The organism is Variovorax durovernensis (genome assembly GCF_977011995.1).
Map to the genome: position 1 here is coordinate 320,375 of NZ_CDRNCW010000003.1, position 13,451 is coordinate 333,825.

Consider the following 13,451-nt stretch of genomic DNA (forward strand, 5'->3'; position numbering starts at 1 on the left):
AGAAAGACATTTCGCCAAGATGACAAATCAATCGCCGCTGCTTGCGCACATCGAATCGCTCAAGGCCGAGATCGAGGACTCGGTCCAGGTCCTGAACCGGTCAGAGGCATCTGGCACGCTGGTGCTGCTGCGCCAGCAGACCATGCTCACCGACCTGTACGAAGCCGTCCTGAACAAGGTCGACGGCGTCGACCTGTCCTTCGAAGGCGAGTTCGATTCTGTGGCCGATGCCCTGGAAGGGGGCGACACGGACTACAGCCGGGCACTTGCAGAGCACAAGGAAGCCTTGCGGGCGATCACCCCGGTCATCGCTCTGGTGCGCGCCGAAGGGCTCGCCGTCCACACACCGGAGATCGACGAGCAACCGGAGCCGCCCCCCCAGGACCAGCAGGCCGAAGCCGTCGCGGAGGTGCGCCCCCATGGCATCTGAACGCCACGATCGCTTGCACGCCGCGGCCCAGATCTTTCGTCGCATGCGCGAGCGCCGGGCCGGCCCCCGCATCGGCACGCTGTCCGGCGTTCCAATCCACGACTTCATCGAGGCGGCCGACGGCTCGCGCTGGTTGTTCTCCGGAATGAACTTCCTCGGCCGCGTGCTCACCCCTTCGGACATCGTGCACCACCAGGCGGTCTACTCGCGCAATGGCTGACTTGCGATGAGCGCAGCGCCTGGCGACAACAGGGGGGGCAGCAAGATCCCCGATTCGGTCATCGACGAGATCAAGCGGCGCGTGGATATCGCCGAGGTCGTCGGCCGCCACGTCGAGCTCAAGCGTGCAGGCACGGCTTTCAAGGGGTTGTGCCCTTTCCATACCGAGAAGTCCCCCTCGTTCACAGTCTCGCCGCAGCGCCAGAGCTACCACTGCTACGGCTGCGGCGCGCACGGCGATGCGTTGCAGTTCCGCATGGAAATGGAGGGCATGCCCTTTCGTGAGACCGTCGAGGAAATGGCTTTGGCCGCCGGCGTGCCCATCCCGCCGCCCGAGCCTGGCGCGCCCGTGGTGCGCCGACCGGCTCCGGAGGTGCGCAACGCGATGCACATGGCAACGGACCTGGCCGCGGGCTTCTACGAGCGCACGCTACAGCAAGCCATCGCCCTACACCGCCAGCGGCCCGACGCGCCCGGCTTCCTGGTCGACGCCGCCCGCTACACCGTGGGCAAGCGCCGAATCCTGCAGTCGACGATCGAGCGCTTTCGCATCGGCCTGGCGCCGGACGGCTGGGAGACGCTTAAAGGCGTCGACTGGCCGCGGGGGACCTTCGGGCCAGGCCAGGGTGACGCCAGCTCGACACTGGCCGCCGTCGACCTGATACGGGCTCGTGAAGAGCGCGGCGACGGCGAGGGCTCGGAAGGCGAGGTACCTCACGCTCCTTCTCAGGGGCCCAAGTCCTTCTACGACACGTTCCGGGCCCGGCTGATCTTCCCGGTGCGCGACACGGCAGGCAAGGTCGTGGCCTTCGGTGGGCGCAAACTGATCGAGGACAGCACGGGCGCGAAATACCTCAACAGCGCCGAGACCCCCATCTTCCACAAGAGCAACGTCCTGTACGGCCTCTTTGAGGCGCGGGAGTCCATCCGCCGCAACAAGCGCGCGCTCGTCGTGGAGGGCTACATGGACGTCGCCATGCTGTCCCAGTACGGCGTCCAGAACGCCGTGGCCACCATGGGCACGGCCATGACGGAAACGCAGCTGCAGACGCTGCTGCGTTTCACCGACGCCCTGGTGTTCGTCTTCGACGGCGACGCCGCCGGCATGAAAGCCGCGCGCAAGGCCTCGGACACGATCCTGCCTCTGCTGCGCTCCAACCACGACATCCGCATCCTCACACTGCCCGATGGGATGGATCCGGACGACGCGGTGCAAAAGCTCGGCTCCGAGGCCTTCGAGACCATGGTGAGCGGCGCCCCCTCGCTGTCCTACTTCTTGCGCGACCAGCTGCTCGAGGAATGCGGCGGTCTGAAGTCGCCGGAGCAGCGCGCCCGCTTCCAGCAGCGCTTCCAGCAGGTGCTCAAGTGCATCACCAGCGACGCCACCCTGGCGAAGGAATACTGGAAGATGTTCCAGGAGGCCTTGACCGGGAAAACGGGTGCCCTTGGCTTCGGCAAACCCTCCTCGGGTCCAGGCGGTTCGCGCCCCCCGTTCGCGCCGGCCCGTCCACTGCAGGTGAGCGCCTCAGAGCGCTCCATCGTGGCGAAGTTGCGCGAGGCCGTACGCCTGGCGCCGGACATCGCTTTGCAGGAGCGCGAGTCCATCATCAACCTGGTCGATCCGCACGACCCCGCCGAGACCGCGTTGGTGAAGGATCTGGATCGCCTGGACGATGTCTTCCCCGTGCAACGCGCCGCCGAGAACACGCCTGAATGGCTGTTCGCGAGAGACGTGCTGCTCGCGCATGCGGACCTGTTCGAGCAGTATCGCAAGGACCAGGTCCGACTCGAGCTCAAGGCCCAGCGCGAAGCGGGCACCATCACCACTGCCGACTACATCCGGGAGCTGCGGGAGATCTGCTGATGGGGCCTTCCTCGGCCGCCGCGCGCCGCCAGCGGATCAACGTGGCGTCGGAACGTCCACGTCCCTCGACGCAGGAGGTGCCAAGTTCAGTGAATCCCGCAGTGAGGGCCTGGCCAGGACGCCTGACAGCGCTTCCTGCCAGGCCAGATCGGAGCCGTGACACTCGACCAGATCGGGATCCTGGAGCATCTGCTGCAACGCGAGCCGCTCGGCGCGAGAGAAGGAAGAAAGGGGTGCGTTCACGGGCGAAACTCTACCCCGAATTCGTCCCGAGCGCGATTTCGCTCAAGGTCGTGGGCACAGAGCCCGAGGTGCTGAGCTGGCGACGGCGTAGGTCCTGCGCCAGATCTCCCACGAAGGGGTCGGACTATCAGCCCTCTTTGATCCCACGGATGATGATCACCCCGCCCAACCGGTTCGTGTCTTTGCGGATGCGCCGGGCCAGGTCGATCGGCTCGCCGGCCATCGGGTGCCAGCCGCTCTTCTTGAGGGCATCGGCAACCGCCGGCGTGAGAAGCACCTTGCCCAGCGCGGCGTTGAGCTTGGTGACCGCGTGTTCCGGCATGGACACAGGCCCAGCCAGCGCCGTCCAGATCTCCAGCTCGGCGCCGTGCACGCCCATCTCCTCGAAGGTGGTGACGCCCTCGGCCAGGGGGCTGCGCTTGGGAGAGGTCACGCCCACCACCTTGAGCTTGCCGGTTCGCACGAGCGGCAGGGCCAGCCCGGGCGGCAGAAGTGCCATGTCGATCTTGTTTGTCAGAAGCGCCTCCACCACTTGGGGATTGCCGTCGAAAGACACCTGCTTCGCGAAGATCGCAGCATGCATCTTGAGCAATTCCATGCCCAGATGTCCCACGGTGCCGCTGCCCGGGGTGCCGTACTTTCCGTTCACGCTCAGCTCCCGGGTCCACAGCAGCAATTCCTCGGGCGTGCGGCCCGGGGCTCGGGCAGAAACCACAAAGACCAGGGGCGCGGTGCCCACCAGCCCCACCGGAGCGAAGTCCTTCTCGGGATCGAACGGCGTGGAGGCGTTGAGCATCTTCGCCACAGTCATGTTGCCGTTGATGAGCGCCCCGACGGTGTGGTCATCCGTCGCCTTTGCAACCTCAGCGGCCACGACGTTGCCGCTCGAGCCGGGCTTGTTCTCTACGTTGACGGGCTGCCCAAGAGCCAACGACAGCGGCGCAGCGATGGCACGGGCAGCCATGTCGGGCGCGGAGTCGCGGGGGAAACCAACCAGGAGCCGGACAGGCTTGGTCGGCCAGGGGCCCGCAGGAGCCGGCGTGCCGGCGGCGAGCGCCGCCTTGAGGCCGAATCCGGGGGCGGACAGGACCGCGGCCGAGGCCGCAATGGATTGAAGCAGACGACGTTTGCTGGAACTGGTGCTCATGGGTGCCCTTCGTTGATTGATCTGCGCGAAGAGGCGTAGCCATTGGCACATCGCTTATCCGCCGCGCAATACTACCTGCACGGGTTATTGATTGGCTAGGTTGCCATAGCCTGCGTTTTAGACGTTAAAGAGCAACGCACCGTTTAGGACGCCACCGCAATGGAACGCCCTGCTCGAAACGAATCAAGCCGCGCGCGGCGCCGGGCTCGTGGCGTCGCTCAGCGCCAGCGGATCACTGGGGACTGGCACGGCCAACGCCATCCGTTCTTTAGCGAGCTCCTGAGCCTCGAAGTGGCGCCACTGGGGCTTCAGGAAGGAGGCGATGGCCTGGGCATCGAAGCCAGGCGGTCCATCCCGCTGCATCTGCCCGACGGCAGCCGGGCTCTGAGCGAGCTGGGAACGCAAGTGAACAAGGAATGACGAGGTCTGATGTGAAGCTTCTTCGCCAGCCGCGCGCCACCTAGCGATCCCGTCCACCTGATCCAGAGTGATGCGGCCGCGGGCCAGCAGCGCAAGGACGGCGAAGCCGTCCGCATACCGTTCAGATGAGCGCATTTGCTCGACACTGGTCGACAGCAGCACATCTACGGTTGCCTTGGACTGCATCAGCTCCTGGGTACGCACGTCCAGTAGGCCTGAGGCGAAACGCTCCGGGCGCACCTTTCCAGTCGTCGACAGGTCGCGGATCGCGGCAGTGGTCTCGCTGAATTGGGCGCAGTGAGCCGCTTCGTGGCTGGCCACGAACTCGGCCGCAACTTCCCCTCCGATGCCTGCGATGCTGGTCAGCATCGCAATCTCGGGCACCTGGTTGTCGCTCATCAGAATGACGCAGCCGGTGCTGCTGGCCGCCTTGCTCGCATAGACCCACGCCACCGGCGTCGTCGTTCGCTGCGCCACGCCGCCCAGGTAGGCCGCTGTGCGTTCGAGGCCCCCCACCACGGGCGGGAGCATGCCAGGCGACCCCCGCACGAAGCGGTCGGCCCGTTCCTGCAGCTGTTCCTTGGTCATGGCGGCCGAGTAGTTGAAGGCAAATGCGGCCACCTCGGTGCTTCGAGTAGCCCGGGCGATATGAAACGCGCCTGAGCGTTCCAGCATCGCCTCGAAACGGGCCTCAACCGTCTGCAAGGGATCGGGGCTTTTCGGCGCCATGAGCGCGGCGCGAAGCTCCGCCCCCGGCCCGGCGCCTGGCGCTTCGTGCGCATGCGCCGCAAGTGCACCCATGCTAAAGGCCATGCCCGAGAGCAAAGCCCCCACCAGGTGACCACGCCAGCTACGGTCCCTGCCGTGCACCTCAACGCGCTCGGGGGCGGCGAGCATCGCCTCGAGCTCGCGGCGCTGCGCCGCGTCGATCATGCTGCCTCTTGCCATGTGCGTACCTCGAACGAGCGGGGGTCTTCCGGCTCAGCGCATGCGCGGGCCGCTGTCCCGGTTGTCGTCGCTGTCCACGCCCTCACGACCGAAGCCCAGGGACTGCTCGAGCGCCGAGCGCTGGCGCACAGTGCGAGCCGACGCCACACGGTCTCGGTTGCCTTCAAGCTCGCTCTCGCGCGCCTCGAAGCTCTTCCAGACCGGTTTCAGGAATGCAGCCACGGCCTGGGCATTGAAGCCGGGGCCGTCGTCAGCGCGCATGGCCTGGCTGGCGATGGGATCGCGCTGCGCCTGTTCGCGAACGAACTGCAGGAACCCCGAGGTGTCCTGAGTCTGGGCCGTGCCCATGCGCCACGCCCACACACCGTCCCACTGCTTGTCCGACAGCGGCTGGCGCGCATTCACCGCGAGCGCAGCGAACGCGTCGGCGTAGCGGTCTGCCGAGCGCTGCGCGCGCTGCTGGTCCACGGGGTTGCGGGAGCCGGCGCCGATCGCACGCTCGGAATGCACGTCCACCAGGCCCGTGATGGCGATGCGGGACTGCGCCTTGGCGCGGTTGCCGTTGGCGGCGTCGTACTGAGCCGCGACGGTCTCAGCCTGCTGGGTGCAGCGCGCAGCCTCGCGGATCAGCGAGAAGTCCATCGCCGTCTTCATCGGCATGCCGGAGATCCGCGACAAATCGCCGGTGTCGCCGGCCTTGCCGGCGTGCATCACGATCACGCACGCGGCGCTGCGCCGGTCAGAGCCAACGTAGACCGCGCCGTTCGGGCCGCCTTGGCGCCCCTGGTTCAGCATCAGGCCGTCGCGCACCAGTGCCTGTCCGCCAGCGCCGGCGGGAACGACCGAGGTGGCACGCACCGCCGCGTCGTTGAACTGCGCGAACTCGCTGTCGCCGCTCTGGATCACCACAGGGAACATGACGGGGCGCAGCGGCGCGGTCTGCGCGATCGCCGACACGTCGTTGCGAAGCATGGCGTCCCGCAGGCCTGCGGTGTCGCCGGGAACGTCCGAGCCGCCGAACCCCAACGCGCTCGCGAGGGACTGCCCCTGGTTGGAGACGTTCTGGAAGATGTTGCCGACGGCTGCAGGTACCTGAGGCATCTGTACCTGCGGCAGCACCTGCCCTGGCAGCGCACCGGTGGGCATCACCTCGCGCGCCTGTACGACCATCGGCTGGCGATCGCGCTGGTTGAAGACCGTCGGCGCGGGTTGCGCCGCTTGTTCCCCGGTCACGCCCCGCTTGATGCCGTCGACGCCGCCCTGGATGCCCTGGCGCACCAGGTTGCCGAGCGCCGAGGTCGCCGCATTCGTGGCGACGCTGGTCATGGTGCGCTCGAAGAGGCTGTCAGCATGCGCATTCGGCGCGGCCGCCCCCATGGTGAACGTCAGCGCCGCGGCCGACATGATCGAGCCGAGGAGACCATTGCGCCAGCTCGAATCCTTGCCGTGGAACTCGATGGTCTCGGGAGCCTCGAGCATCGAGGCAAGGGCGGCACGGTCCTGTGCCGAAAGGGCTTGCTTGTTGGACATGTTCAGTGGTCTCTAGTTGGAACGGGGGTTGACCCACGCGGACGCGTCGGCGCCTCGCAGGGTGGTGGCTGCGTCCGCCTGGCGGGCAGCCCCGGCGGAAATCGCATCGCGCAGGCCTGCGCTGCTCTCGCGGTAGGCCGCGAGCTCCTTCTGCTCGAACGACTTCCACCGCGGGCGCAGAAAGTCGCTGATCGCCTGGGCGTTGAAGCCCAGCTCGCCGTCCTGGCGCAGGGCGGCCAGCGCGACGGGGTTTCTGCGCGTCTCGTCGCGCAGGAAAGCCAGAAAGCTGGCGGTGTTGTGCGAAGACGCATCCGCCAGGCGCCAGGCGATCAGGCCTTCGATCTGCTGGCCGTTGATGCGTTGCTGTGCCATGAGCGCAAGCAACGCGAAGCCGTCAGCGAATCGCTCCGCCGACAACTGGTCGCTTCGCCCGGGCACCAGGCTGAGCATCAGCTCGCCCTCGCGGCCCGCGGCAATCAGGGACTCGATCTGCGCACCCAGCATCCCCGAGGCGACGCGCTCAGGCTGCACACGCCCATGCCGCACCAGGTCGTAGGACGCAGCAAGCACCTCACCCGTCTGGGCGCAATGGGCACTCTCGTGCATCAGCGCGAAGTCCAGCGCCGCTTCGTTGGTCAGGCCCGTGGCGCGCGCCAGCGCCCCGATGGCAGGCCCATGCTGGTCACTCACCATGAGCACGCAGCCAGTGCGTCCCTTCTCCTTCGCCACGTAGCTCCACGACTGCGGGCTCTGCGAACGCGGGATGTCTCCCTCGAGGTTGTTCTGCAAGCGCAGCGATCCGCCCAGGGCTGGCACCAGCACGGGGGCACCGAACACGAACTGCATCACGCGCTCGTGGGTCTGATCTTCGTTCATGCCGCCGCGAAATGGCAGGGCGTACACCTGGGGCTTGACCGAAACAGCAGTGCCCGCGATCTCCTGCGCGCCGACGCGGCGCATCAGTGCGGCCGCGCCGGCCTCGGTGACGGGGACCTCAGGCGAATTCGAGAAGAGCGAGCGCACTGGTGCGTCGATCCAGGGCAGGTAGCTCTGTGCGGCTTGAATCGGAGCCGAGCCGAAAGTCAAGCACGCGGCACTGAACACCATCGCGAGCACACCTGCGCGCCAGCCACGGTCACTGCCGTGTATCTCGACGCGCTCGGGCGCGTCGAGCAACTGGGCCAGCGCAATCCGGTCGGCCTCGCTCAAACGCTTTGAAATGTGTGATCGCATTTGGGAATGATCCCCGCGATTTCATTTTTTCGCGCAAATGTTTTTATGCGGTGTTCTTAGGAATTCGAATCGCATCTGCGACGCCATTGCCTCGACCCGTCGTGAAGCAAAACGAGTTGTGCCGGGCGGCGCGCAACGCGCACTGCCCTGCACAACTCGATGGAAAGCGCTCAGACGCCTCGGTCTCTCAAGCGCGCATGGCGTTGTCCCGAAGGATTGGAACTGCCACCATGTCGTCGATCGTGATTCGGCCCTTCACGATGTCGCCCGGGCCGTCGAACAGCGCAACGATGACACGTTCCACCCATTTCGTGCGAAAGCGCGGCTCAACGAAGAGCAACGAGCGCGCGGGAGGCTCCTCGAAAGTCAGTTCCAGCGCCTTCGCCAGCCAGCGCGCGCTGACAGGGGGCTTCATGCCCGGTTCGGCCTTGATGATGAGCGCCGCGGTTTCGCCGCGCTCCATCGTCGCGAAGTCCTCGATGGCGGGGCGGTTCGAGTTCTGGGGCCAGGCTGCACCCGGCACGGTCGTGGATAGCATTGACTTCGCCCCTCAGCGGTTGATGGCGCGGTTGTTCGCGGCGATCAGCTGGGGCATCAGCTCGGCGCGCACGGCGGCCTGCGCTGCGTTCGACTCGATGACCGAGGACACCACCTGGCGGTCAAGGCTCAGTGTCTGCAGCCAGGCGTTCTGGGCCATCATGCGCAGGTTCTCACGCGCAATGTCCGTGTCCGACATCTTCAGCACGCGCAGATGCCAGTCGGCATTCATGTAGCGCCGCTGCGTCTCCAGTGCGAGCAGCTCTGCCATCGAGATCCCTTTGGAGGACCAGTTCGGCACGTTCTCGCTCAGATAGCGCTGGACGAATGGCGCGTCCTCGCTCTTCAGCATCTGCTGCACCATCGGGATGAGCTCGGCCTTGGCGGCGAGCAAGCCGGCCTGAGCGTCTTGCGGGTACTTCGCCACACTCATCCGCGCCTGGAAAGCATCTTCCAGTGCCAGGTATTGGCGGCCGGCGTCGCTGTTGCGCTGGGCCTTGTTCAGGTCCTTGAGCTGCACGGGCTGATCCAGGTTGCGGATCAGCGCGCGCATGGCCGTGCCTTCCGGGCCGGCAAGATCGACGGTCAGCTTGCGCTTCACGCTGGCGCCTTCCGCGCTTGTCTGCGGGCCGTCGAACAGCGTGCTCGCACGTAGGTCGGCGTTGGGGAAGCCCGTGGAGTTCTGTGGCGAGAAGCCTGCGTCTGTACAGGATCGGCCGCGCACCCCACCGTCGCCGAAGCTCGAGCACGCCGCCTTCGCGGCCTTCACAGCTTCCACTTCGGGGGGACCAGCCGTCGTGCGGCGCTCGGCCACGTTCAGCACTTCATCCAACCCGCCCGAGCCGCCGGGCGCACCCCGCGGCGCTCCGCCACCCCCGCCGCCGCCCGAGGCGTTCACGGTGTTGCGGCTCGCCGTGGACGTGCCGATGGTGGTCACCAGGACATTGCACGGATCGACGCCGCTAAAGCGCTCTTCGTTGCGGATCGTGGCCTGCTCGGAGGCCGTGCGCTGCGCCGACTCGCCCACAGTACGGGCCGCGCCGCTGGACGCCTTTGAGGTGGTCTCCGCGGCACCCGAGATGGCGTTGACCACGGCCTTCTTGAGGTCCTCGACGTTCTTGTCGATGTTCTCGGTCAGCGAGTTGGTCTGCTCGGAAGTCGACTGCGAAATGGTCTGGGAGATCGTCTGCGCGGCCATCTGGATCTGCATGTACGCCCCCGGGTCGTACACCATCAACTGGGCATGCGCTGCGCCGGTGCATGCGAGAAAGCCGAGCACGAGCCCGATGCGCGTCATGCGCGCGGCAATCGAAGTATGAAGTTTCATGGAGTGTTCGCCTCTGTGTGCGGTTTCTCGGTTTCTCAGCAGCTACCGCTGATCGAGCACGAGATCCGGTCCCACACCGACCCCTGTGCTGCGGTACTGGCCTGATTCACGCCTGAAGTGACGTTGCTGGTGACGGTGCGACGCGCCGTATCGGTCACAGACTGGCCAACCTTGGAGTTGCCTCCGAGACCGTTCATGCCCTGGTTGATCCCGTTGTTGATGCCATTGTTGATACCGTTCGTGACCTGGTTGGTGGCCTGGTTGAGCGCCGAGCAGGCAGCACTGGAGAGCTGCTGGCTCATCTGGTTCACGATCTGATCGAGCATCGAGTTCGAACCGCTCTCCGCCATCTGGGGAATCATTCGCGCGATCGTGCTCGTCAGCTGGCCCTGGCAGTTCGCAGACTGCGAAATGGCTCGCGCAGCCGAGGTGTTGGCCTGTTCCTGGCGCCGCGCGGCTTGATCGCGCGCGTCCTGGCTGGCCTGGGTGGCGATGCCGCAGTAATCGGTGGCGGCCTGGGCCTGGCCCAGGTTACCCAGCGCGAGGGACAGCGCCAGGATCAGCTTCATGGACTTCAGCTTGCCCATCGGCATGGCCGAACTTGCGCTGGATGAAAGATTGAGCATAGTTTTCCACTTCCTGGATGAGGCTCAGCGCCTGGCGCTGAGCGAATTCGAGACGGTCAACGTCGGCACGCACTTCGGTCGAGGCCACGGGCGCTTCCATGATCGTGATCATCAGATCGACGCACCGCCCCAGACTGCCCTGGAGCCACGCGGTGCGCAGATCGAGCTTCGTTCCGGCAAAGGCTTCCGTCGCCTCGAGATGTCCCACGATCTCGCCCACCGCGGCCCCGGCGCGCTGGGGCTCGATGCCGTGGACACACAAGCGCCCAATCGCCGATGTGACCGAGACGTACAGACGCGCCTGTGCTGTTTCAACCGTATCGGCCACCACGTATCCATCGAATCCGACACGACCGGCGATCGCTTCGCCTTCGCGTGCGATATCAACGATTTGTACGGCCAAGCGCTCGTCGAAGGCTTCGATCTGCTCGGGCGCCATGCCGGCACTCAACGCCTCGCACATCGCGTCGGCCGCCGCGTTGACGGCCTGTGAGCGCATCCACTCGGGCGCCAGTCGAGCGCCCAGGCATTGCTGCGTCAGGGCTTCGCCCATGTTGACGGCCTGCAGGTGGCGCGATTGGAGCGCTTTGCTGCGTGTCTGCTCGCTGGCCATGAGGCCCGGATTGGTCGCCACCGACCCGAGAAGGCGCATGAGCAGCTTCACGGTCGAAATGTGAACCCGTGCTGCCTCGTTCTGGCGCGAGGCGGCGATGTCGGCGGCAAAGGACGGCCGCGGGGCCGCCTTGTCGCTCGTGCCTCGAGTCGGAGCTGCCGACGGCGACGCCGCCGGGGCGGCCATGCCGAAGGAGAACCCGGCGCGGACCGGGGCGGTCGAACCCGCACCGGCGGACGGGGCAGCTGCCGTGGCCTTGGCCGGAGCAACGGGGTAGGCGCTGGAGCTCGGACCAGGAGTCAGCGACGCAGCAGGGGCTGCGCCGAAGCCAAAGGGGCGGGTCACCCGGCCGGTCGCGCTCTCTGGCGGGGCAAACGCAGAAGCTGGCGCATGCGCCGCAGGGGCCGCGCTCAGACCGAGCGCCGGCTGCTCGCCGCTGGCAACCGGCGCCGCGGCCAAACTGTCGCTCGCCGACTCTGCGGGCCGCGCAGCAGGCGGCGCCTGATCCGCACCGGGGGGACGCCCTGCGCCTGCCGTCATCATCCGGCCCGTACGCATCTGGTGTTTGAGCAGCTTGCTCGCACCGAATCCAAGCGGACCCGCAGCAGGGCCGGCGCCGGCGTTGGGGTTGGTCGTGGAAACGTCGGTCGTCATGGCAGCACCTGCACACCTTCCTTGAGCACGTCCTGACGCACAGCCACGTTGGCCGCGTAGGCCTCGAGGAGTTCCCGTTCCTCGTGGTAGCCGTCGCTGTTGAAGCCATCGATCACCGCCTGAAGATCGACCACAGGCTGCTGGTTCCAGGCGAACAGACGCTCGGCGGCCTGCTGGAACAGCAGACCGCGCAGCACGCCCACTTGCACCACGCCCACTTCGTCGACGAGCGGGCGCACGGAGACGCTGATGCCGAACGGTGCTTCGCCCGGGCTGCAGATGGCACCGATCAGGTCCAGGTCGAGCTCCGATTCCATGCCCACGCTCAGCTCGCGGACATCGCGAACGGCCTGGAGCACGACCAGCGGCATGAAGGAGAACCCCTCGGCGCCGAGCACTTCCCGAGCATGGAACGGGCGGTCGGCCACGGCGAAGACTGTGCCGCTGCGCACGGCCAGTCGTTGGAGGAGCTCTTCGACGGAAATCATCAGCGTGCTTCCCTCAGAACGCCATCGGCCGGGGGGTGTAGTCGTCCGTCTCGTGCTCCAGCTCTGTCTGGATGAATTCGAGCAGTCCGTGAGCAAGCCGTCCCGTGGTGATGGGCGCATCGCCACGCGCGATCTCAGCTTCAGTTTGGGGAAGCTCGACGTCGTCGGTCAGGGCCATCTTCTGGTTGCGCACGCGCTCCAGCGCGCCCACCGGGTCGACCAAGATCGCCTGCTGAACGGAGCGCCAGTCCATGTCGGGTGCGCAGATGTTGCAGCACTCCTCGAAGGAGAGCACGCCGGTGTTCCGAGTCACCCAGTCGCGGCTCACCTGCAGTTCTGCGATGGTCACGTTGCGCGCCAGCGGCCGACCCTGTTCCTGGTAGCGCTTGAGCGCCACCATGTCGTCGATGCTGGCGCGAATCAGGCATGCCGCGAGCTTGCGCTCGCCCTCGGTCGCGAAGTGGTAAAGCTCGACGTCGTCCAGGACGACTTCCTTGTTCCAGGCTTCCGAAGGCGGATTCATGGCAGTCTCTCTTTGCCCAGAGGGCGGGTCGGTGGCACAGGGAAGCGCAGCCGCTTGATCGGCTGGGCCGGTACGTCCCGCACACTGGCGGGTGCGCGCTGGATCTCTCGCAGCAGCTGGGAAAAGTTCCGGTCGTAGGCACGGCCATCGATCCGGTGGTCCGCACAGACCTTGGCCTTCGAGTCGCCGCGCAGGATGGTTGAGACGAACATCGACCCCAGCTCCTCAGGCAATCCGGGCAGGCGCTCCACCAGGCGCGCCAGGCGGCCCATGGTGACTTCGCTGATCACTGCTGCACCCATCGCTCAGGCCCGCGGGCGTTCGCCGGCGTCGACTTCGCTCGGCGCGTCGGTGCCATTGCGCATGTCGCGGAGCATCGCCATGTTCTGGCGCCACTCGTTGCCCGCTTCCAGCAGGATGTCGCGATTCGGCGCCGAACCGCTGGCGTAGCTGCTGAGCACGGACTTCACGCGGTCCACGCAGATGTTGGCCGCCGGCTCGATGCGCTTGAGCAGCGTTTGCAGGTAGGACGCGCGGTCGGGGGACGGCGCGATGCCCGCCATGGTCATCGAAACACCACTGAGAAGAACCGTCATAACATGACCTTTTTGATTTGCGTATTGGCTTGCCATCTCATCACCTTTCAATG

The 13,451-nt window shown here is 66.5% G+C and carries 15 protein-coding genes; 3 read left to right on the forward strand and 12 right to left on the reverse strand.

The annotated features are described in order from the left end of the window. The first annotated feature begins 19 nt into the window (after window positions 1-19). Genes ACWV14_RS38830 through dnaG form a run of 3 tightly spaced genes read left to right on the forward strand, consistent with a single transcriptional unit; the run spans window position 20 to window position 2,513 of the window. On the forward strand, window positions 20-430 hold the full coding sequence (locus tag ACWV14_RS38830; protein WP_454909851.1) for a hypothetical protein: 411 nt from the start codon (window positions 20-22) through the stop codon (window positions 428-430). Continuing rightward, window positions 420-650, forward strand: a complete 231-nt coding sequence (locus tag ACWV14_RS38835; RefSeq protein WP_298705725.1) for a hypothetical protein — start codon at window positions 420-422, stop codon at window positions 648-650. Before ACWV14_RS38830 ends, ACWV14_RS38835 begins: the two co-directional genes overlap by 11 nt. Before the next feature lie 6 nt (window positions 651-656). Then, window positions 657-2,513 (forward strand): DNA primase, encoded by a 1,857-nt coding sequence (gene dnaG, locus ACWV14_RS38840; protein ID WP_454909852.1) that lies wholly within the window; start codon window positions 657-659, stop codon window positions 2,511-2,513. Window positions 2,514-2,883: 370 nt separating this feature from the next. On the opposite strand, the gene ACWV14_RS38845 is transcribed toward dnaG, so the two are convergent. The 12 genes from ACWV14_RS38845 to ACWV14_RS38900 form a co-directional block, all read right to left on the reverse strand. Continuing rightward, window positions 2,884-3,903, reverse strand: a complete 1,020-nt coding sequence (locus tag ACWV14_RS38845) for a Bug family tripartite tricarboxylate transporter substrate binding protein (protein WP_298705732.1) — start codon at window positions 3,901-3,903, stop codon at window positions 2,884-2,886. Window positions 3,904-4,086: 183 nt separating this feature from the next. After that, window positions 4,087-5,271, reverse strand: coding sequence for a hypothetical protein (locus ACWV14_RS38850; RefSeq protein ID WP_455342754.1), 1,185 nt, complete (start codon window positions 5,269-5,271; stop codon window positions 4,087-4,089). Between the two features lie 33 nt (window positions 5,272-5,304). Further along, complete coding sequence (locus ACWV14_RS38855; protein WP_298705738.1) at window positions 5,305-6,801, reverse strand: hypothetical protein; 1,497 nt, start codon at window positions 6,799-6,801, stop codon at window positions 5,305-5,307. A gap of 12 nt (window positions 6,802-6,813) precedes the next feature. Then, the gene (locus ACWV14_RS38860; protein WP_455342755.1) at window positions 6,814-8,010 is read right to left on the reverse strand and encodes a hypothetical protein; all 1,197 of its coding nucleotides are present in this window, start codon (window positions 8,008-8,010) and stop codon (window positions 6,814-6,816) included. 211 nt (window positions 8,011-8,221) lie between these two features. Next, on the reverse strand, window positions 8,222-8,572 hold the full coding sequence (locus ACWV14_RS38865; RefSeq protein WP_454909854.1) for a hypothetical protein: 351 nt from the start codon (window positions 8,570-8,572) through the stop codon (window positions 8,222-8,224). Window positions 8,573-8,584: 12 nt separating this feature from the next. Continuing rightward, window positions 8,585-9,898 (reverse strand): hypothetical protein, encoded by a 1,314-nt coding sequence (locus tag ACWV14_RS38870; RefSeq protein ID WP_298705747.1) that lies wholly within the window; start codon window positions 9,896-9,898, stop codon window positions 8,585-8,587. Between the two features lie 35 nt (window positions 9,899-9,933). Continuing rightward, a complete protein-coding gene (locus ACWV14_RS38875; RefSeq protein ID WP_298705750.1) occupies window positions 9,934-10,467 on the reverse strand; it encodes a hypothetical protein in 534 nt (177 codons plus the stop codon). After that, the gene (locus tag ACWV14_RS38880; RefSeq protein ID WP_298705753.1) at window positions 10,430-11,791 is read right to left on the reverse strand and encodes a hypothetical protein; all 1,362 of its coding nucleotides are present in this window, start codon (window positions 11,789-11,791) and stop codon (window positions 10,430-10,432) included. The genes ACWV14_RS38875 and ACWV14_RS38880 overlap by 38 nt, the downstream gene beginning before the upstream one ends. Then, the gene (locus tag ACWV14_RS38885) at window positions 11,788-12,279 is read right to left on the reverse strand and encodes a hypothetical protein (protein WP_298705756.1); all 492 of its coding nucleotides are present in this window, start codon (window positions 12,277-12,279) and stop codon (window positions 11,788-11,790) included. The genes ACWV14_RS38880 and ACWV14_RS38885 overlap by 4 nt, the downstream gene beginning before the upstream one ends. A 13-nt stretch (window positions 12,280-12,292) precedes the next feature. After that, window positions 12,293-12,802 carry a hypothetical protein gene (locus ACWV14_RS38890; RefSeq protein WP_298705759.1) on the reverse strand — a complete coding sequence of 170 codons (510 nt, stop codon included), beginning with the start codon at window positions 12,800-12,802 and terminating at the stop codon, window positions 12,293-12,295. After that, window positions 12,799-13,092, reverse strand: a complete 294-nt coding sequence (locus ACWV14_RS38895) for a hypothetical protein (RefSeq protein ID WP_454909855.1) — start codon at window positions 13,090-13,092, stop codon at window positions 12,799-12,801. The genes ACWV14_RS38890 and ACWV14_RS38895 overlap by 4 nt, the downstream gene beginning before the upstream one ends. Window positions 13,093-13,107: 15 nt before the next feature. Continuing rightward, window positions 13,108-13,434: a hypothetical protein gene (locus ACWV14_RS38900; RefSeq protein ID WP_454912946.1), complete on the reverse strand. Its 327-nt coding sequence runs from the start codon at window positions 13,432-13,434 to the stop codon at window positions 13,108-13,110. Window positions 13,435-13,451: the final 17 nt, after the last annotated feature.

Bases quoted from the DNA above. Each gene is read 5' to 3' on its own strand.
- ACWV14_RS38830 (WP_454909851.1), top strand. From the start codon at position 20: ATGACAAATCAATCGCCGCTGCTTGCGCACATCGAATCGCTCAAGGCC.
- ACWV14_RS38835 (WP_298705725.1), top strand. From the start codon at position 420: ATGGCATCTGAACGCCACGATCGCTTGCACGCCGCGGCCCAGATCTTT.
- dnaG (WP_454909852.1), top strand. From the start codon at position 657: ATGAGCGCAGCGCCTGGCGACAACAGGGGGGGCAGCAAGATCCCCGAT.
- ACWV14_RS38845 (WP_298705732.1), bottom strand. From the start codon at position 3,903: ATGAGCACCAGTTCCAGCAAACGTCGTCTGCTTCAATCCATTGCGGCC.
- ACWV14_RS38850 (WP_455342754.1), bottom strand. From the start codon at position 5,271: ATGGCAAGAGGCAGCATGATCGACGCGGCGCAGCGCCGCGAGCTCGAG.
- ACWV14_RS38855 (WP_298705738.1), bottom strand. From the start codon at position 6,801: ATGTCCAACAAGCAAGCCCTTTCGGCACAGGACCGTGCCGCCCTTGCC.
- ACWV14_RS38865 (WP_454909854.1), bottom strand. From the start codon at position 8,572: ATGCTATCCACGACCGTGCCGGGTGCAGCCTGGCCCCAGAACTCGAAC.
- ACWV14_RS38870 (WP_298705747.1), bottom strand. From the start codon at position 9,898: ATGAAACTTCATACTTCGATTGCCGCGCGCATGACGCGCATCGGGCTC.
- ACWV14_RS38875 (WP_298705750.1), bottom strand. From the start codon at position 10,467: ATGAAGCTGATCCTGGCGCTGTCCCTCGCGCTGGGTAACCTGGGCCAG.
- ACWV14_RS38880 (WP_298705753.1), bottom strand. From the start codon at position 11,791: ATGACGACCGACGTTTCCACGACCAACCCCAACGCCGGCGCCGGCCCT.
- ACWV14_RS38885 (WP_298705756.1), bottom strand. From the start codon at position 12,279: ATGATTTCCGTCGAAGAGCTCCTCCAACGACTGGCCGTGCGCAGCGGC.
- ACWV14_RS38890 (WP_298705759.1), bottom strand. From the start codon at position 12,802: ATGAATCCGCCTTCGGAAGCCTGGAACAAGGAAGTCGTCCTGGACGAC.
- ACWV14_RS38900 (WP_454912946.1), bottom strand. From the start codon at position 13,434: ATGGCAAGCCAATACGCAAATCAAAAAGGTCATGTTATGACGGTTCTT.